The organism is Paenibacillus sp. FSL R5-0378, from assembly GCF_038009285.1.
In the GTDB taxonomy this organism is placed as follows: Bacteria; Bacillota; Bacilli; order Paenibacillales; family Paenibacillaceae; genus Paenibacillus_AQ; species Paenibacillus_AQ favisporus.
This window is the reverse complement of the sequence record NZ_JBBPAY010000001.1, coordinates 3,296,617-3,317,885: the sequence shown is the minus strand read 5'-3', so window position 1 is coordinate 3,317,885 and position 21,269 is coordinate 3,296,617. Positions and strand designations below refer to the sequence as shown.

The 21,269-nt window shown below is 53.4% G+C and carries 21 protein-coding genes; all 21 read right to left on the bottom strand.

Features of this window, described 5'->3' with window-relative positions; translation table 11 throughout:
* Positions 1-14: 14 nt before the first annotated feature.
* A complete protein-coding gene (nusA, locus tag MKY74_RS15580) occupies positions 15-1,112 on the bottom strand; it encodes a transcription termination factor NusA (protein WP_076168058.1) in 1,098 nt (365 codons plus the stop codon).
* Positions 1,113-1,150: 38 nt separating this feature from the next.
* The gene (rimP, locus tag MKY74_RS15575) at positions 1,151-1,612 is read right to left on the bottom strand and encodes a ribosome maturation factor RimP (RefSeq protein WP_076168060.1); all 462 of its coding nucleotides are present in this window, start codon (positions 1,610-1,612) and stop codon (positions 1,151-1,153) included.
* Between the two features lie 195 nt (positions 1,613-1,807).
* Complete coding sequence (locus tag MKY74_RS15570) at positions 1,808-6,124, bottom strand: PolC-type DNA polymerase III (protein WP_076168062.1); 4,317 nt, start codon at positions 6,122-6,124, stop codon at positions 1,808-1,810.
* A gap of 197 nt (positions 6,125-6,321) precedes the next feature.
* Positions 6,322-7,770 carry a proline--tRNA ligase gene (gene proS / locus MKY74_RS15565; RefSeq protein WP_076168065.1) on the bottom strand — a complete coding sequence of 483 codons (1,449 nt, stop codon included), beginning with the start codon at positions 7,768-7,770 and terminating at the stop codon, positions 6,322-6,324.
* 52 nt (positions 7,771-7,822) lie between these two features.
* Positions 7,823-9,094 carry an RIP metalloprotease RseP gene (gene rseP / locus MKY74_RS15560; protein WP_076168067.1) on the bottom strand — a complete coding sequence of 424 codons (1,272 nt, stop codon included), beginning with the start codon at positions 9,092-9,094 and terminating at the stop codon, positions 7,823-7,825.
* Positions 9,095-9,310: 216 nt separating this feature from the next.
* Positions 9,311-10,450 (bottom strand): 1-deoxy-D-xylulose-5-phosphate reductoisomerase, encoded by a 1,140-nt coding sequence (locus MKY74_RS15555; RefSeq protein WP_076168069.1) that lies wholly within the window; start codon positions 10,448-10,450, stop codon positions 9,311-9,313.
* 18 nt (positions 10,451-10,468) lie between these two features.
* Positions 10,469-11,269, bottom strand: a complete 801-nt coding sequence (locus MKY74_RS15550) for a phosphatidate cytidylyltransferase (protein ID WP_076168071.1) — start codon at positions 11,267-11,269, stop codon at positions 10,469-10,471.
* A gap of 21 nt (positions 11,270-11,290) precedes the next feature.
* Complete coding sequence (locus MKY74_RS15545) at positions 11,291-12,058, bottom strand: isoprenyl transferase (RefSeq protein WP_076168074.1); 768 nt, start codon at positions 12,056-12,058, stop codon at positions 11,291-11,293.
* 71 nt (positions 12,059-12,129) lie between these two features.
* Positions 12,130-12,684, bottom strand: coding sequence for a ribosome recycling factor (gene frr / locus MKY74_RS15540; RefSeq protein WP_076168076.1), 555 nt, complete (start codon positions 12,682-12,684; stop codon positions 12,130-12,132).
* Positions 12,684-13,412: a UMP kinase gene (gene pyrH / locus MKY74_RS15535; RefSeq protein WP_076168079.1), complete on the bottom strand. Its 729-nt coding sequence runs from the start codon at positions 13,410-13,412 to the stop codon at positions 12,684-12,686. The genes frr and pyrH overlap by 1 nt, the downstream gene beginning before the upstream one ends.
* A 200-nt stretch (positions 13,413-13,612) precedes the next feature.
* Positions 13,613-14,263 carry a translation elongation factor Ts gene (tsf, locus tag MKY74_RS15530; RefSeq protein ID WP_076168081.1) on the bottom strand — a complete coding sequence of 217 codons (651 nt, stop codon included), beginning with the start codon at positions 14,261-14,263 and terminating at the stop codon, positions 13,613-13,615.
* A gap of 151 nt (positions 14,264-14,414) precedes the next feature.
* Entirely contained in the window at positions 14,415-15,113 is a 699-nt protein-coding gene (gene rpsB / locus MKY74_RS15525; RefSeq protein WP_076168084.1) for a 30S ribosomal protein S2, read from the bottom strand.
* A 206-nt stretch (positions 15,114-15,319) separates the two neighbouring features.
* A complete protein-coding gene (locus MKY74_RS15520; RefSeq protein ID WP_076168087.1) occupies positions 15,320-15,955 on the bottom strand; it encodes an endolytic transglycosylase MltG in 636 nt (211 codons plus the stop codon).
* The gene (locus MKY74_RS15515) at positions 15,952-16,545 is read right to left on the bottom strand and encodes a hypothetical protein (RefSeq protein WP_208629253.1); all 594 of its coding nucleotides are present in this window, start codon (positions 16,543-16,545) and stop codon (positions 15,952-15,954) included. The genes MKY74_RS15520 and MKY74_RS15515 overlap by 4 nt, the downstream gene beginning before the upstream one ends.
* A 45-nt stretch (positions 16,546-16,590) precedes the next feature.
* Positions 16,591-16,902 carry a hypothetical protein gene (locus MKY74_RS15510; protein WP_076168090.1) on the bottom strand — a complete coding sequence of 104 codons (312 nt, stop codon included), beginning with the start codon at positions 16,900-16,902 and terminating at the stop codon, positions 16,591-16,593.
* 108 nt (positions 16,903-17,010) lie between these two features.
* Positions 17,011-18,420: a DUF342 domain-containing protein gene (locus MKY74_RS15505; protein ID WP_076168092.1), complete on the bottom strand. Its 1,410-nt coding sequence runs from the start codon at positions 18,418-18,420 to the stop codon at positions 17,011-17,013.
* Positions 18,421-18,450: 30 nt separating this feature from the next.
* Positions 18,451-19,239 carry a FliA/WhiG family RNA polymerase sigma factor gene (locus MKY74_RS15500; RefSeq protein ID WP_076168095.1) on the bottom strand — a complete coding sequence of 263 codons (789 nt, stop codon included), beginning with the start codon at positions 19,237-19,239 and terminating at the stop codon, positions 18,451-18,453.
* A 12-nt stretch (positions 19,240-19,251) separates the two neighbouring features.
* The gene (locus tag MKY74_RS15495; protein ID WP_076168097.1) at positions 19,252-19,650 is read right to left on the bottom strand and encodes a hypothetical protein; all 399 of its coding nucleotides are present in this window, start codon (positions 19,648-19,650) and stop codon (positions 19,252-19,254) included.
* A gap of 2 nt (positions 19,651-19,652) precedes the next feature.
* On the bottom strand, positions 19,653-20,150 hold the full coding sequence (locus tag MKY74_RS15490) for a chemotaxis protein CheD (protein WP_076168100.1): 498 nt from the start codon (positions 20,148-20,150) through the stop codon (positions 19,653-19,655).
* Positions 20,143-20,736 carry a chemotaxis protein CheC gene (locus MKY74_RS15485; RefSeq protein ID WP_285855177.1) on the bottom strand — a complete coding sequence of 198 codons (594 nt, stop codon included), beginning with the start codon at positions 20,734-20,736 and terminating at the stop codon, positions 20,143-20,145. The genes MKY74_RS15490 and MKY74_RS15485 overlap by 8 nt, the downstream gene beginning before the upstream one ends.
* A gap of 36 nt (positions 20,737-20,772) precedes the next feature.
* Positions 20,773-21,234, bottom strand: a complete 462-nt coding sequence (locus MKY74_RS15480; protein ID WP_076168106.1) for a chemotaxis protein CheW — start codon at positions 21,232-21,234, stop codon at positions 20,773-20,775.
* Positions 21,235-21,269 lie beyond the last annotated feature (35 nt).

The window sequence follows — 21,269 nt, the reverse complement described above, 5'->3', positions numbered from 1 at the left end:
CGTCCTGTTTGGAATTAATCGACGGAGACGGAATCTTGGTGCATTTCACCCGAGGATGTTTTCGGTCTGCCGAATTCCTGTTCCGCCTGGCTCTCACTCTTAATATCGATCTTCCACCCTGTCAGCTTGGCTGCAAGGCGGGCGTTTTGCCCTTTGATCCCGATGGCGAGAGACAATTGATAATCCGGCACGATGACACGTGCCATCTTCTCGTCTTCAAATACAATCACTTCCAGAACCTTGGAAGGGCTGAGGGCATTGGCCACATACTCTTCCACCTGTTCGGAATAACGGACGATGTCGATTTTTTCACCGCGCAGCTCATTGACAATGGTCTGCACACGCAAGCCCTTCGGCCCGACGCAGGAGCCGACAGGATCCACTTCCGGGTTGCGGGAATACACCGCGATCTTCGAGCGGAACCCGGCTTCTCGGGCGACGGAGCGAATTTCCACGACACCGTCAAAAATTTCCGGGACCTCCAGCTCAAACAATCGCTTCAAGAGCCCCGGATGCGTCCGGGACAGCATAATTTGCGGCCCCTTGGTCGTATTCTCCACCTTCGTGATGTAGGCTTTGATCCGGTCGCCGTGCTTGAACTTTTCGTTCGGCATCAGCTCGTTGAGCGGCAGCACCGCTTCCACCTTGCCCAGATCCACGTAGAAGTTGCGAGGATCCTGGCGCTGGACCGTACCGGTCACGATATCCTCTTCTTTGTCAACGAAGGCGTTATAAATCAGGCCGCGCTCCGCCTCGCGGATCCGCTGCGTAACGACCTGTTTGGCCGTCTGGGCGGCAATCCGTCCGAAATCCCGGGGAGTGACCTCGATTTCCGCAATATCGTCAATTTGGAAATGCGGATTGATCTCGCGGGCGGCAGGCAGGGAAATTTCGGTGCGGGGATCCAGCACCTCTTCCACGATCAGCTTGCGGGCAAACACTTTGATAACCCCGGTATTCCGGTTCATGTCGACGCGAACGTTCTGCGCCGTGTTAAAATTCCGTTTGTAGCTGGAGATCAGCGCCGCCTCAATGGCTTCGAACAAAATGTCCTTGCTGATTCCTTTCTCTCTTTCCAACTCATTCATCGCTTCAATAAAATCCATACTCATTGGAAATCAATTCCCCCTTTCAAAGTGCAGCCTTGTATTTAAAAAATAATCGCCAGTCTGGCGCTGGCAACTTTTGCATACGGGATGCTGTATTCCTTCTTGCCCGCAGAAATGACAAGAACGTCGTCCTCGAACGAAAGAAGCCGGCCTTCAAATTCCTTCTGGCCTTCTACCTGCTCGTAAACCGTTACAAAAACATCTTTGCCGACGGCTTTGGCTACGTCTTCCTTCTTCTTGAGCGGACGTTCGGCGCCAGGGGAGGAGACTTCCAGAAAGTAAGCTTCGGGAATCGGATCGTTCTCGTCCAGCTTCCCGCTCAGATACTCGCTGATCATCCCGCAGTCATCAATGTCGATGCCGCCTTCCTTGTCAACAAAGACGCGAAGAAAGTAGTTGCTGCCTTCCTTCACGTATTCGATGTCGACAAGCTCGAAGTTATGCTCATCCAAATAGGGCTGTACCATTTGTTCCACAATTCCTTTGATCTTCGGTGTGCTCAAAGATTATAACCTCCAAGGCTTCAAATATCCTATATACCAAAGAGTAAAGAGTGGGTCGCCCCACTCTTTAAACAACGGTTTTATCTACATGATTACCAAAAAAATTATAACATAGTCTGGCAGTACTGACAAGTATGATGCCTTGACTAAACCTTGTGCAGCAAGGGGTTAGGGCGTTGCACACAAAAGACGGAATTAAAATAACGAAAGCTGGTTGCTCTCCGGAAGCCCCCTGAAGCAGCCCATTCCCGTGAGCAGCTCGATGATCGTCTTGCTCGCTTTGGATTTCTGCTGGAAATCCTCAATGGAGAGAAACTCCCCGTATTCGCGGGCGGCGGCGATGTTCTTGGCCGCGTTATCCCCGATACCGGCCAGCGCCGAGAACGGTGGAATCAGCGATTCTCCGTCCACCGTAAACCGGGTCGCATCGGAACGGTACAGATCGATCGGCTTGAACGTAAAGCCGCGTGCGGTCATTTCCAGCGCCATCTCGAGGATCGAAAGCATGCTTTTTTCCTTGGTCGTCGCCTGGAAGCCCTTCTGCTCGATCTCTTCGATTTGCCGGTAGATGGCCTCATAGCCCTGGCAGCACAGCTCGATATCGAAGTCTTCTGCCCGGACCGAGAAATAAGTGGCATAATATTCGATCGGATGGTACAGCTTGAAGTAAGCCGTACGCACCGCAGAAATAACATATGCAGCGGCGTGCGCTTTCGGGAACATGTACTGGATTTTCAGACAGGAATCGATATACCACTGCGGCACCTTGCACCGCTTCATCTCCTCGATCCATTCCGGCGTCAAGCCCTTGCCCTTACGTACGCTTTCCGTAATTTTAAACGCCAGGCTCGCATCCATGCCGGCTTTATAAATCAGGAACAGCATGATGTCGTCACGGCAGCCGATCACCGTTTTGATGTTGCAGGTGCCGTTCTTGATGAGCTCCTGTGCATTGCCGAGCCATACGCCCGTTCCGTGGGACAGGCCCGAGATTTGCAGCAAGTCGGCAAAGGAGGATGGCTTTGACTCAATCAGCATCTGGCGGACGAACTTCGTCCCCATCTCCGGCACGCCGTAGGTGGCCACCGGTGTCCGGATTTGTTCGGGCGTTACCCCGAGCGCCTCCGTTGAGTTGAACATGCTCATGACCTTCGGATCGTTCATCGGAATCGTCGTCGGATCGACCCCTGTCAAATCCTGCAGCATCCGCATCATGGTCGGATCATCGTGCCCCAGAATATCGAGCTTGAGCAGGTTCGCGTCGAAGGCGTGATAATCGAAGTGGGTCGTCTTCCATTCCGCGTTCGTATCGTCAGCAGGGTATTGAACCGGCGTGATGTCTTCCACTTCCATGTAGTCAGGGACAACGACGATACCGCCCGGGTGCTGGCCCGTGCTCCGCTTGACGCCGGTGCATCCGGCGGCGAGCCGGTTCAGCTCCGCTCCGCGCCACTTTTTATGGTATTCCTCTTCGTATTTCTTTGTATAACCGAATGCCGTTTTTTCCGCCACGGTACCTATCGTTCCTGCACGGAACACACATTTTTCGCCAAAAATCTCTTTTGTATAGTTGTGTGCCGTCGGCTGATATTCCCCGGAAAAGTTCAAGTCGATATCGGGAACCTTGTCGCCCTTAAAGCCAAGGAACGTTTCGAACGGGATATCCTGGCCTTCGCCCTTCAGCATTTGGCCGCAGTTCGGGCATTGCTTGTCCGGAAGGTCAAATCCGCTCGGCACGCTGCCGTCCAGGAACCATTCGCTGTGCTTGCATTCCGGATTTTTGCAAATATAATGCGCGGGCAGCGGGTTAACCTCGGAAATGCCGAGGAAGGTCGCGACGACGGACGATCCGACGGATCCCCGCGAACCGACAAGGTAGCCGTCCTGGTTCGACTTTTTCACCAGCCGCTCGGAAATGAGATAGTTGGCGGAGAAGCCGTATTTGATAATCGGCTCCAGCTCCTTCTCCAGCCGTGCGACGACAACTTCCGGCAGGTCTTCGCCATAAATCGACCGCGCCGTGGCATAGCAAGTGTTGCGGATTTCCTCATCCGCCCCCTCGATAATCGGCGTAAACAGCTTGTCCGGGAACAGCTCGTATTCCTCAAAGCGGTCGGCCAGATCGTTGGTATTTTTCACAACCACTTCCATCGCCTTCTCCGGACCAAGGAACTCGAATTCCTCCAGCATCTCTTCCGTTGTCCGGAAATGGGCATCCGGCTTGCGGATATCTTTCAGCGGGCTGAAGCCTGTGATGCCGTGAATCGTAATGTCCCGGAACAGCTTGTCCCGCGGCTCCAAGTAGTGCACATTGCCGGTGGCGATCACGGGCTTGTTCAGCTTTTCCCCGATCTCGCACACGGTTTTGATGGCGTTCTTCAGCTCTATTGTGCTTCCGACGAGCCCTTTTTCTACAAGGTGCATGTACATCGTCAGCGGCTGAATTTCCAAAATATCATAAAACTCCGACACCTCGGTCGCCTCCTCCACCGTCTTGTTCAGCACGGTTTCGAAGAACTCGCCCTTCTCGCAGCCGGAGATGACCAGCAGCCCTTCGCGCATCTCCTCCAGCTTCGATTTCGGGATGCATGGCACCCGTTTGAAATATTCGGTGTGCGACATCGACACCAGCTTGTACAAGTTTTTCTTGCCGATCGGGTTCAGCGCGTAGATTCCGCAGTGGAACGGACGAGAATTGGATAGATCCTTGCCGACGTAATCGTTCAGGCGTTCCAGGCGGGTCAGCCCTTTGATCTTCTCGGCATCGGCCAGCAGTCCGTCCAGAATGCCGGCGAGGGCAATCGTATCGTCAATCGCCCGGTGGTGGCTTTCCAGCGCCACTTTATACTTATCCGCCAACGTGTTGAGGCGGTGGTTTTTCATCGTCGGGTGAAGCAATCTGGCCAGCTCCAGCGTATCCAGCGCCGGGTTGTCCAGTTCCGGCATGCCGAGCCCCTTCAGGGCAGCCTGGATGAAGCCCACGTCAAACCGTGCGTTGTGAGCAACAAGTACGCCGTCACCGACAAACTTGACGAAGTCCTGGATGACGGGCTCAAGCTCCGGCGCATCCTTGACCATCTCGTCGTTAATGTTTGTCAGCTGCTGGATGTGATACGGTATTTTTTCATGCGGGTTAACAAACGTAGCATAGCGGTCGACTTCCTTGCCTTCATGCATTTTGACGGCCGCAAGCTCGATGATTTTGTTGTTCGTGATCGACAGGCCGGTGGTCTCGATATCGAATACGATGTATGTCGCAGACTTCAAGTCCATCGGCTTCGGCTGCATGACGACCGGAACGGAATCGTTCACCACGTTGGCCTCGACGCCGTAAATCATCTTGATCCCGTTTTTCTTCGCGGCTTTCGCCGCTTCGGGATAACACTGCACGCCGCCGTGATCGGACACGGCAATCGCTTTGTGGCCCCACTTGGCGGCTGTCTTGATGTACTGGTCGATTGGCGTCACGGCGTCCATCGTGCTCATCGTTGTATGCAGATGGAATTCCACCCGCTTCTCCGGAGCGTTATCCTTGCGGGTAGGTGGCGCCTGGACTTCGATCAAATCCGAAGGGATCATGACCAGCTCGGGAATCGTCATAAAGCGGTCCATCTCGACGCGTCCGCGGGCTTTCACCCATTTGCCGTTGGCGAGCAGGCTCAGAACTTTGACGTCTTCCTTCGTCTTGGCAAACATTTTCATCTGCAGGGAATCCGTAAAGTCCGTCAGGTTAAACATGAACAGCGTGCTGCCGTTGCGCAGCTCTTTGCGGTCCAAGCCAAAAATCGTGCCCTGAACCGTAATTTTCTTCTCTTCGTCCTGGATTTCCTGAATCGGAACCGGCTGCTCCTTGATATCGTAACCGACCTGAAGAAAGACTTCCTCATCGTCACCCTCGGCTGCGCGCGATTCCGCCTCCATGCTGGAAATCATCTTCTGGATAACCTCACGCTCTTCCTCGAGCTTCTTCTGCTCGAACTCCTCGTACATTTCCCGCTGGATTTCGCCGACTTGAATTTTGACGCGGAGAGGAACCTCGAAGTAATGCGCGAAGAAACGAGTGAGCGCCTGGTCGATCTGCTTCTTTCTCGCCAGCTCCAGCGACGTATTGTCGGACATCGTGACCATCAGGGTTTCCCCGTCCAGCTCATGCTTAGCCCTGGCCATCCAGCCGTTGACGGAAGGTATTTCGCGGTGAACCCACTCCAGGAAAAGGTTCCAGTATGCGCCAACGATGTCTTTGCGGTCTACTTCGTCTGCATATCTGAACACAAACGACAGCTTTGCAATATGCTGCATTTTCTCCTGAAGCCTCAGACAGAACGTCCGGTACACCTCACCGGGGACCAAGGTTTCCTTCCAAATGGTGATTCTCCATTCCTGATTGCTCCGGCTGATCTCCACCTGTTCGATATGACCATCCAGAAAATAGGGATCCACGATCGCGGGCGGTATTTCCCCCTGCTTCATCAGCAGCTCGAACCGTTTTCTCTTTTCCCCCACGTTTTCCATGCTCTCCTCCCCCTTTAAAGCGCTAATCCATAAACATGAAGAGCCTCTGTTCACAAAAATGTCTCGATCTCGTGCACCGACTCATTTCTGGCAGAAGCTCCTCATTCATTATTTCATCCGGCCTCTCTACCGATCCGCCGGGTTCTTCCCTGCTTATGCGGGAAACGAATCAAACTCGCAGCTTGGCTGCCGCAGTCTTAATACGCTCTGGCAAAAACGACGGTGTGCTTGGCAGGCTGCCCGCATACCAGACAGGTATGCTTCTCTTCCGCAGGCTCGAAAGGAATGTTCCGGCTGGTTGCCCCGGTCTCTTCCTTCACCTTGCTCTCGCAGGCTTCCGAACCGCACCATCCTGCCAGTGTAAATCCGCGCTGCTGTTCCATGCTGCTCTTCATTTCCTCCAGCGTATCCACCGAATAGAAATGGTCGTTCATAAACTGCTTCGCACGATCGAACATTTCCTTCTGGACCTGATCCAGCATCGTCTGAACTTCTTCAACCAGGTTGGCCTGCTGAACGACCTTCTTCTCGCCGGTAATCCGGGAGACGAGCACGCAGACGCCGTTCTCCATGTCACGTGGACCGATTTCCAAACGGACCGGAACGCCGCGCATTTCGTATTCGTTGAATTTCCATCCCGGGCGAAGGTCGCTGCGGTCGTCCACGCGCACGCGGATGCCTGCCTGCTTCAGCTCGGCGAACAGCTCGTCCGTACGGCCAACGACGGCATCCCATGTTTTCGGCGGGCCGATCGGAATCATGATCACCTGCGTCGGAGCCACCTTAGGCGGCAGCGCCAGGCCGCGGTCATCGCCGTGCACCATAATCATCGAGCCGATCAGGCGCGTGCTAGTGCCCCAGGATGTCGTATGCACGTATTCCTGCTTGTTGTCTCTGCTTAAGTATTGAATGTCAAACGCCACCGCAAAGTTCGTGCCCAGGTAGTGGGAGGTTCCCGCCTGAACCGCGCGGCCGTCCTTCATCATCGCCTCGATGGAGAACGTCTCCACCGCACCGGCGAATTTCTCGGAAGGCGTCTTCTGGCCGGTAATGACCGGAATCGCCAAAAACTCTTCCACGAATTGACGGTACACTTCCAGCATCTTCATCGTTTCTTCGCGTGCTTCGGCTTCCGTCTCATGAGCGGTATGGCCTTCCTGCCACAAAAACTCGCTCGTGCGGAGGAACGGCAGCGTGCGCTTCTCCCAGCGGACGACGTTGGCCCACTGGTTTATGAGCACCGGCAGGTCGCGGTAGGATTGGATCCATTTGGCGTACATGTGCCCAAACATCGTCTCCGACGTCGGACGGATCGCCAGACGCTCCTCCAGCTTGTCTCCGCCTGCCTCAGTTACCCAGGGAAGCTCGGGATTGAAGCCTTCGACATGCTCTTTTTCTTTTTGGAAAAAGCTCTCCGGAATAAAAAGCGGAAAATAGGCGTTGCGATGACCCGTTTCCTTGAAACGGCGGTCCAGATCACGCTGGATGTGCTCCCAGATTTCGTAGCCGTCCGGACGGAAGACGATGCAGCCGCGGACCGGCGAATAATCCATCAGATCGGCTTTCTTGATCACATCAATATACCAGCGGGAAAAATCTTCTCCCTGCGGCGTAATCTCCGTCACAAATTGTTTATCGTTTGACATAAAAATGGACTTCCTCCCAAGTTCACCCCGTTCTAGCCGGGGACATCATTAGTTATCCGTTAATCAATCGTAATATATCATTGTAGGTTACGGCAATCATTAATAGGAACAGCATGGCGAAGCCCACAAAATGGACCATGCCTTCACGGCTCGGATCGATCGGCTTGCCCCGCAGCGCTTCGACACCGAGGAACACCAGCCGGCTTCCGTCCATCGCCGGAATCGGCAGCAGGTTGAAGATCCCCAGGTAGAGGCTGAGAATCGCCGCCCAATACGTCAGCTGCACGATGCCCTGCTTCGCGATCTGGCCCGTCACCTCGAACGTCCGGACAGGTCCGCCCAGATCGTCCATGTTAAACTGCTTGATCAGCTGGCCGAAGCCCTCGAAAATAATTTTGGTCGTATCGACCATCGCGACTCCCGCTCCGCTGAACGTTTCGCCGATCGACGCCTTGCGGCTTGGCAGCTGCGGCGTAATGCCTACCTTGCCGCCTTCCTGGCCTTCCATTGCACGCGGAGTCAGCGTCACATTAAATACCTCGTCTCCCCGGCGGATCGTCCATTCCATCGGCTTGTCCTTGGATTTGGAGGTCAGATCGATCATTTTCTGATAATCCGCGCCGATCTTCACGCCATCGATCGAATCGATGATGTCGCCCTTCTTCAGGTTCGCTTCATAGGCAGGCATTCCTTTGGAGATGTCGCCGATCTGCACGTACGTCGGATTTTCCAGCGGAATCCCCGCCATCTGCAGATGGACCCCGAAGAGTACGAAGGCCAGAATAAAATTCATCAGCGGCCCCGCAAAAATCGAAAGCGCGCGTTGCCCCACCGTCTTGCTGGCAAACTGGCGGTCTCTCGGGGCTATTTGCGTCTCATGGGATTTGGCGACCAGCATCGCCTTCGGATAAATCGGATACTGCTGGCTCTCACCGTCCACGTTCAGGCGAACCTTCAAATCATCGACCATATCGATGAATTCCACTTCTCCGCGGATGACGTTCTTTCGGTTGTCCAGCTGATCCAGATATATTTTCTTGACTTCGCCGCCGCTGACGCGGACCGCGATAGTCTGGCCGGGGTGAATTTCCACAATTTCAGGATCTTCCCCCGCCATCCGGGCATAACCGCCAAAAGGCAGCAGCCGCAGCGTAAACTGCGTTTCATTCCGTTTATAAGAAAACAGTTTCGGACCGAAACCGATCGCAAATTCCCGTACCAGTATGCCGGCGCGTCTGGCAAAGTAAAAATGGCCCCATTCATGCACCGTCACGATGACGAAAAACATGAGTACCGTCAAAAATACTACCTGCACCATTTCCAAGCGTCGCATCCCCCTTAATTTGTCTGAGACCGAAGTTTCTGTCGCATCTATATCATCAGATGGATTAAAGCCCACAGCGCGAAAAGAAGCTCGTCTTTAATTCAGTCTATATAGATTATCATTATTCTCCGGTCCCGCACAAGAGAATCACATTCTCGTCATTTTTTAAAATCAGGGGAGTAGAGTGATGTATTGTTATGCCGCTTGCGTGCCCGCTTACAGCTTGGCAGCAAGAAGCCGCGTATTCCGGTCGCACTCCTCAATGTCCGCCAGCTGCGGATTCGAAATGTTGGCGTGCCGGTCAAGCACTTCCTCAATAATATCCTCTATTTGTAAAAACGAAATCTCCCTGTTTAGAAACCGGCCTACCGCCACTTCGTTGGCTGCGTTAAAAGCGGTGGTTGCTGTACCACCCATTTTACCACATTCAAAGGCAAGTCTTAAACAAGGGAACCGCTCCATGTCCATTTCTCTAAAATGCAGCTTGCCCACTTCGGCCAGCGACAGCCGTTTGGCAGGCGAATGCCAGCGTTCCGGGTAGGTCAGTGCGTACTGGATCGGTACGCGCATGTCCGGATTGCCCAGCTGGGCGATGATACTCGTATCGCGGAATTCCACGAAAGAATGAATGATGCTTTCGGGGTGAAGCAGCACGTGGATCTGCTCATACGGAAGGCCGAACAGCCAATGGGCTTCAATCACTTCCAGCCCCTTGTTGACCATCGTCGCCGAATCGATGGTGATTTTCGCCCCCATCGACCAGTTGGGATGCTTCAAGGCATCCTCCACGGTCACCGCTTGGAGCTGCTCCCGGGTCAAATCCCGGAACGAACCGCCGGAAGCGGTCAGCGTGATGCCGGCCAGGTCATCGCGGCGTTCACCGTTCAAGCATTGAAATATAGCCGAGTGCTCACTGTCGATCGGCAGCATATTCACGCCTTTTCGCTTAATGGCCTCAGTGACAAGATGTCCTGCGGTTACAAGCGTCTCCTTGTTGGCCAGTCCAATGTGCTTCCCGGCTTCGATCGCCGCCAGCGTGGAATGCAGCCCCATGCTGCCTACCACTGCCGTTACGACCGTATCGGCGTCCGTGCCGGCCGCTACCTCCACCAGCCCTTCATTTCCATAGAAAATTTCCGTACTTGGCGAAACCTGCGTCTTCACCTGTTCAGCCAGTTCTTTGGTCGCGACCGAAACCTTCTTCGGTCTGAACTGATGAACCTGCCGGAGCAGCAGCTCCACGTTCGACCCGGCCGCAAGCCCTTCGATTTGAAAATGCTCCGGATGCTTCGACACGACATCCAGCGTCTGCGTGCCGATCGAGCCGGTAGAGCCGAGAACGCTTAATTTCTTCATATTGAACCTTCTCTCGTATTAATAAGGCATCAGCATCATGATATGTACGAACGGAAATACGATAATCCAGCTGTCGCAGCGGTCCAGGATTCCTCCATGACCCGGCAGCAGATTTCCCGAATCTTTGATGCCGTATACACGCTTGTACGCCGATTGGACCAGATCCCCAAGCTGACCGGCCACCGCGCATGCCAGGCCGATCGCCAGGGCTCGTCCGATCGTGAGCAGACCGCCCGACAGAAGCGCAAAGACCGCCGATGTCAACATGGCGATGATGACACCGCCAAGGGCGCCTTCGATCGTTTTATTCGGGCTGATTGCCGGCCACAGCTTGTGGCTGCCAATCCATTTGCCCACGAAGTACGCTCCCGCATCGCTCGCCCAGATCGACACCAGCAGCAAAAACGTCCAAAACACCCCGTGCCCGTCCGGGGCGCTGCGGGATTCGGCAATGTACGAAAAGCCGACGCCCACATAAACGGCTCCCAGAAAGAGCAGGGAAGTCATCTGAATGTCCACCTTGTTTTTGGTAACGACGGTTACCAGCAGGAACAGGAACAGAAGCAGCCAGATGACGTGCCCGAGTGGAAGCGGAAAGTTGATATCCAGCAGCTTCCACGGGAACATAAACACAAGCACGCCCAGGTATCCCAGCATGGCCGTACCGCTAAACGGGGATACCCGGGTCATTTTTACAAATTCATAATATCCGATCATTGCCATCGCCAGGACTAGAATGTGGTACGGCAGGCCGCCAAGCAGGCAAAATCCCAGAAAAACGACACCCGCAACAATTCCTGTGATCAGTCGTTGTTTCAACGGTATTCATCCCCCATCAGGCTAAGTCAGTCCGCCGTATCGACGCGTTCTGCGCTGGTATTCAGCAACCGCTTCGTATAAATGATTTCGGTTAAATTCAGGCCAGTAAATATCGGTAAACCACATTTCGCTGTACGCGAGCTGCCACAGCATGAAATTGCTGAGCCGCATTTCGCCGCTCGTCCGGATAATGAGGTCAGGATCCGGCATACCTCCCGACAGCAGATGACGGTCAATCAGCTCAGGGGAAATCTCGTCAGGCGACAGCCTGCCTTCCTGAATCTGTTTGCCCAGCTCCTTCATGCAATCCGTCATTTCCTTGCGGCTGCCGTAGTTGAGGGCGAAATTGAGGACAAGCCCGTCATTGCCGGCCGTCCGGCGCATCGCTTCCTCCATGGCATTCAGCGTGTGCTGCGGCAGACCGTCGCGGTCACCCATCATGCGGACCTGCACATTTTTTTGGATCAATTCGTCCAACTCGATCGCCAGAAATTCCTGCGGCAGACGCATCAGAAAGTCGACTTCGTCTTTGGGACGCTTCCAGTTTTCCGTAGAGAAAGCATACAGCGTTAAATATTTAATGCCCAGCTCGTCGGCAGCAATGGTTGCCCGCTTCACTGCCTTCATCCCGGTCTGGTGCCCGACGATTCGCGGCAGCCCGCGACTTTTGGCCCAACGCCCGTTGCCGTCCATAATGATGGCCACATGCTCAGGAACGTTGTCCATGGATCGCTCTGGCAAAAGCTGCGGGTCCTTCTGTTTCCACCACGATCGAACTCGTTTGATCATTCTAGTTCCTCCAAGCGGGTTTCTGCAAAAAAGACACAAACCCCACCATAAAAGGAGGGGCCGCAAGTCTCTTATACTTCCATGATCTCTTTTTCTTTAGCTACGAGCACCTTGTCGACTTCCGCAATAAATTTATCCGTCGTCTTCTGGATGTCTTCCTGATGACGGTGCGATTCATCCTCAGAAATATCGGTTTTCTCCATCTTTTTGATGTCGTCGTTGGCATCTCTGCGAATGTTGCGGATCGCCACTTTCGCCTCTTCGCCGAACTTCTTCGTCAATTTCACAAGTTCCGTGCGGCGTTCTTCGGTCAGCGGCGGAATCGAAAGACGAATGATGTTGCCGTCATTGGCCGGCGTAAGTCCGAGGTCGGACTTCATAATCGCTCTTTCGATATCGGCCAGCGAAGATTTGTCCCAAGGCTGGATGAGCAGCGTGCGCGGATCCGGCGTGCTGATGTTGGCCAGCTGGTTCACCGGTGTCATCGCTCCATAATACTCCACTTGGATCCGGTCAAGCAGTGCCGGGGCGGCGCGGCCGGCGCGCAGTGTGGCGAGGTCTCTCTTCAAAGCGCCGATGGCTTTTTCCATGCGTTCTTCTGCGTGTTTTTTTACCGTTTCTGGCATTAGTCTACGCTCCCTTTAACAATCGTTCCGATTTTTTCACCCAAAACGACCCGTTTGATGTTCCCTTGCTCGGTAACAGCAAATACGATCAGCGGAATGTTGTTGTCCATGCAGAGGGATGATGCCGTGGAATCCATCACACCCAGATTCTTGTTCAGCACGTCCATGTAAGTAAGCTGTTCATATTTCTCGGCCGTACTGTCTTTGAACGGATCGGCGGAGTACACGCCATCCACTTTGTTTTTGGCCATCAGAATCACTTCGGCCTCGATTTCAGCCGCACGCAGGGCAGCGGTTGTATCCGTCGAGAAGAACGGGTTACCCGTTCCTGCGGCAAAAATGACCACGCGGCCTTTCTCCAGATGGCGGATCGCTCTGCGGCGGATATAAGGCTCTGCAATTTGCTGCATGGCAATCGATGTCTGTACGCGCGTCGGCACGTCGATTTGCTCCAGGGCATCCTGAAGCGCCAGCGAATTCATGACCGTCGCGAGCATCCCCATGTAGTCGGCTGTCGCGCGGTCGATCCCGCTGGAACTGCCGGCGATGCCGCGCCAGATGTTGCCGCCGCCGCAGACGATTGCAACCTGAACGCCAAGATCCACCACTTCTTTGACTTGCTCTGCAATGGATCCGATCGTTTCCGCATCGATACCATAACCGTTCTGACCTGCGAGTGATTCCCCGCTGACCTTCAAGACAACTCGTTTAAATACAGGCTGTTCCAAATGTTTACCCTCCACTTTAAAGACATCACCATATGGCGCCAGTTGCTGCAACTAACGTTCGGCGGGCCCTATCCGGTAAACACCACACCAAACCGATGTCATTCTCTTCAGAAAAAAACGTCTGCTCTTTTAAAAAAGAGGGAACACTGCGTGTTCCGCTCTTCTCTTGTTCTAGTTATAGATGCCGCAAAAAAGGGCTCTTATTGTTTAACTTGCGCCATAACTTCTTCAACGAAGTTGTCGACTTTTTTCTCGAGACCTTCACCCAGTTCGTAACGAACAAAGCGGCGGATGGAGATGTTTTCGCCAATCGTGCTGATTTTTTCGTTCAGCAGCTGAGAAATCGTTTTGTCCGGATCCTTAATGAAGGATTGCTCCAGAAGGCAGAATTCTTCGTAGTATTTGCCGATGCGGCCTTCAACCATTTTTTCAACGATTTTTTCAGGCTTGCCTTCGTTCAAAGCTTGGGCTTTCAGGATTTCTTTTTCTTTCTCTACTTCTGCTTGAGGCACTTCTTCGCGGGAAACGTAACGCGGGCTCGAAGCCGCGATATGCATCGCGATGTCGCGTGCGAACTCTTTGAACTGGTCTGTTTTACCAACGAAGTCGGTTTCGCAGTTGATTTCAACCAGAACGCCGATTCTTCCGCCAGCGTGGATGTAAGCTTCTACAACGCCTTCTGTAGCTGCGCGTCCAGCTTTGTTTGCTGCTGCAGCCAGACCTTTTTCACGAAGGAGTTCTGTTGCTTTGGTGATATCACCGTTTGCTTCTTCCAGCGCTTTTTTGCAATCGAGCATACCTGCGCCTGTTTTTTCACGAAGTTCTTTTACCGCACTAGCACTTACTGCCATCGAATATTCCCTCCAAATAGGATGCTAATTTTTCAGCCAGGCGTCACACCTGATCTTTGTTTTCATCTTAAAAAAAGGGCAGTGAGAGGTTATCCACCTACCAACCACCCTTTTCATTTAATTCATGTCTATATTACGTAACTGTTGAAACTTAGGCAGAAGTTTCTTCGCCTTGGTGAGCTTCCACCACAGCGTCAGCCATTTTGCCAGTCAACAGCTTAACGGCACGGATCGCGTCGTCATTACCAGGAATAACGTAGTCGATTTCGTCCGGATCGCAGTTCGTGTCAACGATACCTACGATTGGGATACCCAATTTGCGGGCTTCGGCAACCGCGATGCGCTCTTTGCGCGGATCGATGATGAACAGGGCGCTTGGCAGGCCTCTCATGTTCTTGATGCCGCCCAGGAATTTCTCAAGACGATCTTTCTCTTTGCGGAGAAGGATGACTTCTTTCTTAGGAAGAACGGAGAATGTGCCGTCTTCTTCCCATTTTTCGAGTTCTTTCAAACGGTTGATCCGTTTTTGGATCGTTTCAAAGTTAGTCAGCGTTCCGCCGAGCCAACGTTGGTTGATGTAGTACATGCCGCAACGTTCTGCTTCTTCTTTGACGGAGTCTTGGGCTTGTTTCTTCGTGCCGACGAAAAGAATTGTTCCGTTCTCTTCTGCCACGCTTTTCACGAAGTTAAAAGCTTCTTCGACCTTTTTAACTGTCTTTTGCAGGTCAATAATGTAAATTCCGTTTCTTTCAGTGAAGATATATTTATCCATTTTCGGGTTCCAGCGACGTGTCTGGTGACCGAAGTGAACGCCAGCTTCGAGAAGCTGCTTCATGGAGATAACTGCCATCTTCACACACCTCCTAAGTTTGGTTTTTTATTGTGTCCTCCGCTGCTTTCATTTCCCGTCAAGACTCCCCATATGGAAAGCACCCTTTACGAAATCCGACAGCGTGTGTTTTAACACCGTCATTTAATATACCATATCTAAAAGCTCGATGCAACGCCTAAGGGACGGCTTTTTTTACATGCAAAAAACCGTCCAGCCGATTGTCGTTAGCGTGACGGTTTTGTCGTAATTTTAGCGATGATGGAACTGAATTCCTCGCCGGGTGAAAACGTGTATTGGCCGGTCTGGATTTTCGTGCTGATCTTGAGCGATCTGCCTTTTTGCACGAATTGGTCGGCGTCGGCGATGACCCCCGCCTTCTCCAGCTTGCCGGCAACGTCTTCCAAGTTGTTCCCGCTGGCGATTTTCACTTCAACCGCTTTGGCCGCCGGCACAGAAGGCGTTTGCGGCTGCTTGGCTGCTGAAGCCTCACCGGATCCCGGAGTGACCGACTGCGGCTGCTTCGAAGCGTCAGGCTGCTGCGGCTTATCCGGCTGAGCCGGCTGTTTACCCGCGTCCGCGGCCTTCGGCGCCTTCGCTGCGTCACCTTTGGGAACCGAGCTCTGCTCAACCATCTGCTGCTTCCATTCCTCCTCGGTCATCAGCTTGTCCTCCTTGCCGACGACCTTCAGGTCCATCGTCTCCGCCTGCTGCTCAAGCTCTTCCTTCGTCAGGCTGGCAGCTGACGGGACCTCTCCGGCCGGGCGTCCGGCACCCTGCCCAAGGATCATCAGCTGCAGCAGGAGGGCTCCAAGCAGGAGACCGAGGCCAAGTCCCATCATGAATGTCCGATTTCTGATCACAGCGTCTCCTCCTGTTTCGCAAGCTGAAGAATCAACTGGATTTCGCCGCGGTGCATACCGGTCATTTTTCCGATCGCATCAATGGATTTGCCAGTGCTGTACAACTCGAACAGCTCCGGGTACCTGTCCCTGATCGATGGCTGCTGCTCAGGCAGCGTCGATTCCGTTCCATCCTGACCCTCTGAATCTGCACCAGCCGCAGCTGCTGACCCCAGGAAAGCTTCCGGCTCCACGGCCGCGGCCGTTTCACGGCTAACCGTGGCCTGTCCGGCAGGCAGGCTCTCCATTTGCGAAAGCCTGGCATCCTGCTGCGCAACCTGCTGTTCAAGCGAAACGAGCCGCTGACGCATCTCCGACAGCTGTTCCTGCTGGGACAGCTGCTTGGCCGCCATATCCTGCTTCATTTGGGAAACCAGCTCGACGAGCTGGACGTTTTCATTTTCAATTTCGGCCATGTACTGCTCCAGTGTAGCCTCGACCTGCTTGACCACGCTGCCCTGCTGGCTCTGCTCCTCCTTCCGTTTAGGAAGCATCATGGCATATACCAACGCGGCAGCGCCCAATATAACGACGATTAACCAAGGTTCCAAGTAACGGCTCTCCTTTGACTGTGATATTCATGACGGGGCATCGCATCATAGGGACACATCCAGATGATGTCCCTTGAAGGGGTGCTGCGCATTTTGCAGGTCCTCATGCTCCTCTGCCGATGTGCTTGCGGTTTGATTTCGCCGTTGCCTGTTCCGTCCGCCCTCATCCCGGACGGCGGCATCCGCCGCTTCGTCCACCGATTCGCTGCGCTTGCTCATTTCCGCCGTTTTCTTAAGCTGCTGTTCAGCCAAAAACTGCTGATCCTGTGCAGGCCGGTGCTGGAGCTCATTTTGCACCTTCCCGACCTCGCTGGTCCGTGGGATCGCAATTTGCATTTCAACCGCCTTCATACTCATTCGTCTTCCCCCTCTTATCGATAGGAATCGTATCCAGAGTACTTTGCTTCTTTTTAGAGATTGTTCAAAAAGACCGCTTTTGACACCTTTTTGAACTCGCACTTTATATTAAATGTACGGAGCCATCGTAATATCGCCATCATGGTAATAAAATGAAACCCGTTCCGCCGGGTCCTTAATAAATCTGGTGTATCTGCCGATAACTATTTTAGAGCCTCCGTAGACCACTTTCACGACGTCGACGCGGGCCCTCACCGAATCTTCCAATGTTTTCTCGATTTCCAGTATACGTTCTTTCGCTTCCATCTGCTCCCGGTCATTCGATTTCTTGGTGGCGTTCAGTTTAAGCCTAAGCGCCATCTTGTCGGGTGGCAGCTGTCCTGAAGCAGCCAGCTGATTCAACAAATACAATGCCTTGTCCGTCTTGTCCTGCGCCTCCACCAGCTGCCTGATCTTGCCCCGCAGGTCGGCCAGCTCGTTTCTAAGCTCGGGCAGAACCCCCACCTCAATCGTCGTCATGGTGGACATGCTGTTGCCGATGGTTCTGGCAATGACCCGCTCTCCCGCCTGAATGACGCCGCCGACGATCAGCCCTTTGGTAGCGTTGCACAGTACGTTTCTTCCTGCCCGGATGTTGGAGTGCATGATGCTCTGCGAGACGATGACATCTTCCCCGGCGATGACGTTGCCGTCCTGGATGAAAGAGCTTTTTACATGTTGGCCCGCTTTCACATAACCTTTGTTGTATCCGATGATCCCGCTCGTAATTTCAATGGACCCTTCCGCTTCCAGCTCCGCGCCCTCTACACCGCCGACTACCCGGATATCCCCTGCCGCTTTCACACGGAATCCGGTCAGAACGTTCCCGCGGATGACCACGGTACCGACAAAGTCGATGTTGCCCACGCTGTAATCCACGTCCCCATTCACCTCATAGACGGGAAAAACGTTGATTTTTCCTTTATCCGTCGTGGCGATCAGGCCGTCGATGGCGGCATACATGGCTGTGTTTTCCGGGTCGACCACCACATTTTTTCCTACCTTAAAATAGGCTTCTTTGCCGGGCTTGAACGGAATCATTTCCCCGGTAACGCTGAGTCCCGGTTTGCCAGGTTCGGGCGGAATCCGTTTGGCGATCAGCTGGCCCTTAATGACATTGTTAAGACTGATCAGTTCTTTATAGTCCACTCTGCCGTCTTCGGTCTCGAGCGGCCTATGCTCCTTGTCATCTCTGAGGTTGAAGGCAAACTCAATCCGGCCGTCCTTGCCGCTGACCGGCTGCTCACCGAAGGCAATCGCGGTCCGTCCAAACATGTACTCCTGAGGATGGCTGCAAATCCGGCTCAAGACCGCCTGGTCCATGCCGAACTGGACTTGATGGCTCCTCAAAAAGAGCTGAAGCTCTTCCTCCGTCACCTCAAAATCCTCGGAACGCTTGGAGAATTGCAGATAGGCGACGCTTTTATCCTCCGAAAAGGTAATATCCAAATAAGTTTCAAGCGCAATTGGAGCTGTCAATCGTTTTCCTCCTTTCTACTCGTGCAACGGTTAATCGTTTTGCATCAGTAAATCCCGGTGCTTCTCCAGCGTTGCGCGCAGCCGCAAAATGGCCTTAGAATGAAGCTGGGATATTCTTGAAGGTGAAAGAGACATGACTTCGGCGATTTCGCTTAAAGATAAGTCCTCATAATACAGCAGGGATACGACGGTTCTTTCTTTCTCGGTAAGTTTCTCAATTCCTTTAATGAGAGACTCCCGCAAATAAAACTCGTTGACTTTGTAATCCGGATTTTTGGCCTTGTCATCGACCATCACGGAAAGACGTGTCTCGGATTCCTCCTCGCGAATCGGGTCTTCCAGAGAGCAGAGCGACATCACGGCAACTTCCTGGAGCATTTGGTGAAAATCTTTCTCGGACACGTTTAAATATTCGCTCATCTCCGAGTCCGTCACCGTCCGCAGGTGCCTCTGTTCAAGCTGCTGATAGGCGTCCTCGATCCGCTTGGCCTTCTCCCGGACGGAACGGGGCACCCAGTCCCCCTGCCGCAGAGAATCGAGAATAGCTCCCCTTACCCGGAAAGAAGCGTAGGTCTCAAACTGCAGTCCGCGTTTATAGTCAAATTTGTCAATAGCATCGATCAGCCCCATGACGCCGTTGCTGGCCAGATCATCCTTGGAAACATTCCTTGGAAGGCCGATGGCAAGGCGGCTGGAAACATAATCCACAATGTGGAGGTGTTTCTCGATCAGGGACTTTTTTGCTTCAATATTTCCGTGTTCTTTCCATTGCTCCCAGAGCTCGGCATGATTCAGGTGAGAAGCTTTGCGCTCGCTCATTTCCCCCACCCCCTATTTTTCTGACAGGTGTCGAACGGCTTTCGCCAGTTCTTCCGGATCTTTCGCCGAAACCAGCTTCGGCGGATTGAGTGGTGTAAAGCCTCCCCCATCCTCTTGAACGGAGGCAGGCTTCGGCGTCAACAGATCATTTAACTCATCGCTCTCATCCGGGGTCGTCACATCGAACCGGGCACCCCGCTCCTGCTCGGCTGCTGCCTCCTGCTCCGCTTCGGGAACGCTGACCACACCCCATACCCAGCGGAGCAAAAAGGCGAGCAGAAACCAGATGACAAAGGATATCAGCCCTCTGATCAAGCTGGTCATAAACAGGTTGTTTCCCATCGAGATCAGCAGCGTCAGCACGAATCCGACAGCACCAAACACAAGGTTAAACAACAAATTTCCTTTCATGGCTACAATTCCTTTATACCCATTTGTACACTGCGCACGGACAGGATTCCGCTGCCTGAATCCAGTTCAATGGTTCGTCCGTGACTTCCGCCCGTGTCTTCGGCGATTAACGGGATATGAAGATTTGACAGCATCATTTTGCATGATTCCACATTCCTGGGACCGATTCTCATCGTATCCCCGGTACCGGCCATCAGGAACATTTGCGATCCTCCGGCCATCTTGGCGACAATTCTGGAAGGCGAGGCCCCCATGGCCACCAGCCGCTCCAGCAAAGCAGGCACTGCGGTATCCGCATATTTGGCGATATTCAGCTGCCCTTCACGGGCAATGTCTGAGGACGGCAGCATAATATGAGCCATACCCGCAATTTTGAGCAGAGGGTCGTGAAGGGTAATTCCGACGCATGATCCGAGGCCCAGCGTGCGGATGACCCCGGGATCGCGCACGACGTTCATGTCGGCCATGCCTACTTTAACGATGCTTTGCTCTTCAATCATTCTCTAGAGGCACTCCCAGGGCTTGAAAAATTTTCGCGAACGAGTCCGGATCGGGGATCAGAAAGAACTTCCCTTCCACCTCATGATCGCCCTCGAGAAAAGTCGTATCGATCAGCAGCGCATCATCACCCATTTGGCCAAACTGGAGCAGCCCGTAGCTCAGAACGGCGCCGGCCATGTCCATCGCCAGGCCAGGGACCGTCGGGGACAAATCCAGCTTCGTAAAGTCGGCGAGCGAGGACAGGTACGAACCGGCCAAAATATTGCCGATCTCGCAGAGTGCCGATTGCTCCATCTCATCGAACATCCCGTCCTGGTCGACCTGCATGCCGGCCAGCCTCTTCAGCAGGCTTTTGGCTGCTTCCGGGCTTAGAATAAAGAACAAATTGCCTGGAGCGTCGCCTTCCACCCTCAGAAAAATAGCAATGACGATTCGCTCGGCCCCGCCGACCCTGTCGGCAATCTCTTCAAAGGGAAGCAGCTGCACTTTGGGAACTGCCATATCGACCGGCTTATCGAGCAGGCGGGACAGCGCCGTTGCCGCATTGCCCGCCCCGATATTGCCGACTTCCTTCAGGACATCCATTTTGAATTCCTTAAAATGCTTAAAGACCTCCACGAACTACTCCTCTAGGCTTTCCAGCTGAATGATTTCGCTCTTCTTCAGCACTTCGGACAAGTTCAGCATGATGAGCAGACGGTCATCGCCGATTTTTGCCACGCCGTCCAGGTATCTGGCTTTAATGCCTCCGACGACTTCCGGCGGAGTCTCGATCCGGTCTCTGTTCAGATCGATGACGTCATTGGCCGAATCGACGATAAAGCCCACTTCCATTTCGCCTACCACCACGATAATGATCCGGGTTTGGTCCGTATATTCGGTTTCCGGAAGGCCGAAGCGTCCCCGCAGGTCGATAACCGGAATGACGACGCCCCGCAGGTTGATGACGCCCCTAACGAACGTGTATGTCTTCGGAACGCGTGTAATGGGAAGCATGCGCTCAATCGTTTGGACTTTGTCGACTTCGATTCCGTACTCTTCACTGCCCAGCTTAAATACAATGACTTTGATATCTTCTCCCATGCCCTAAACCTCCTTATTTAAATGCGGCGTATTTG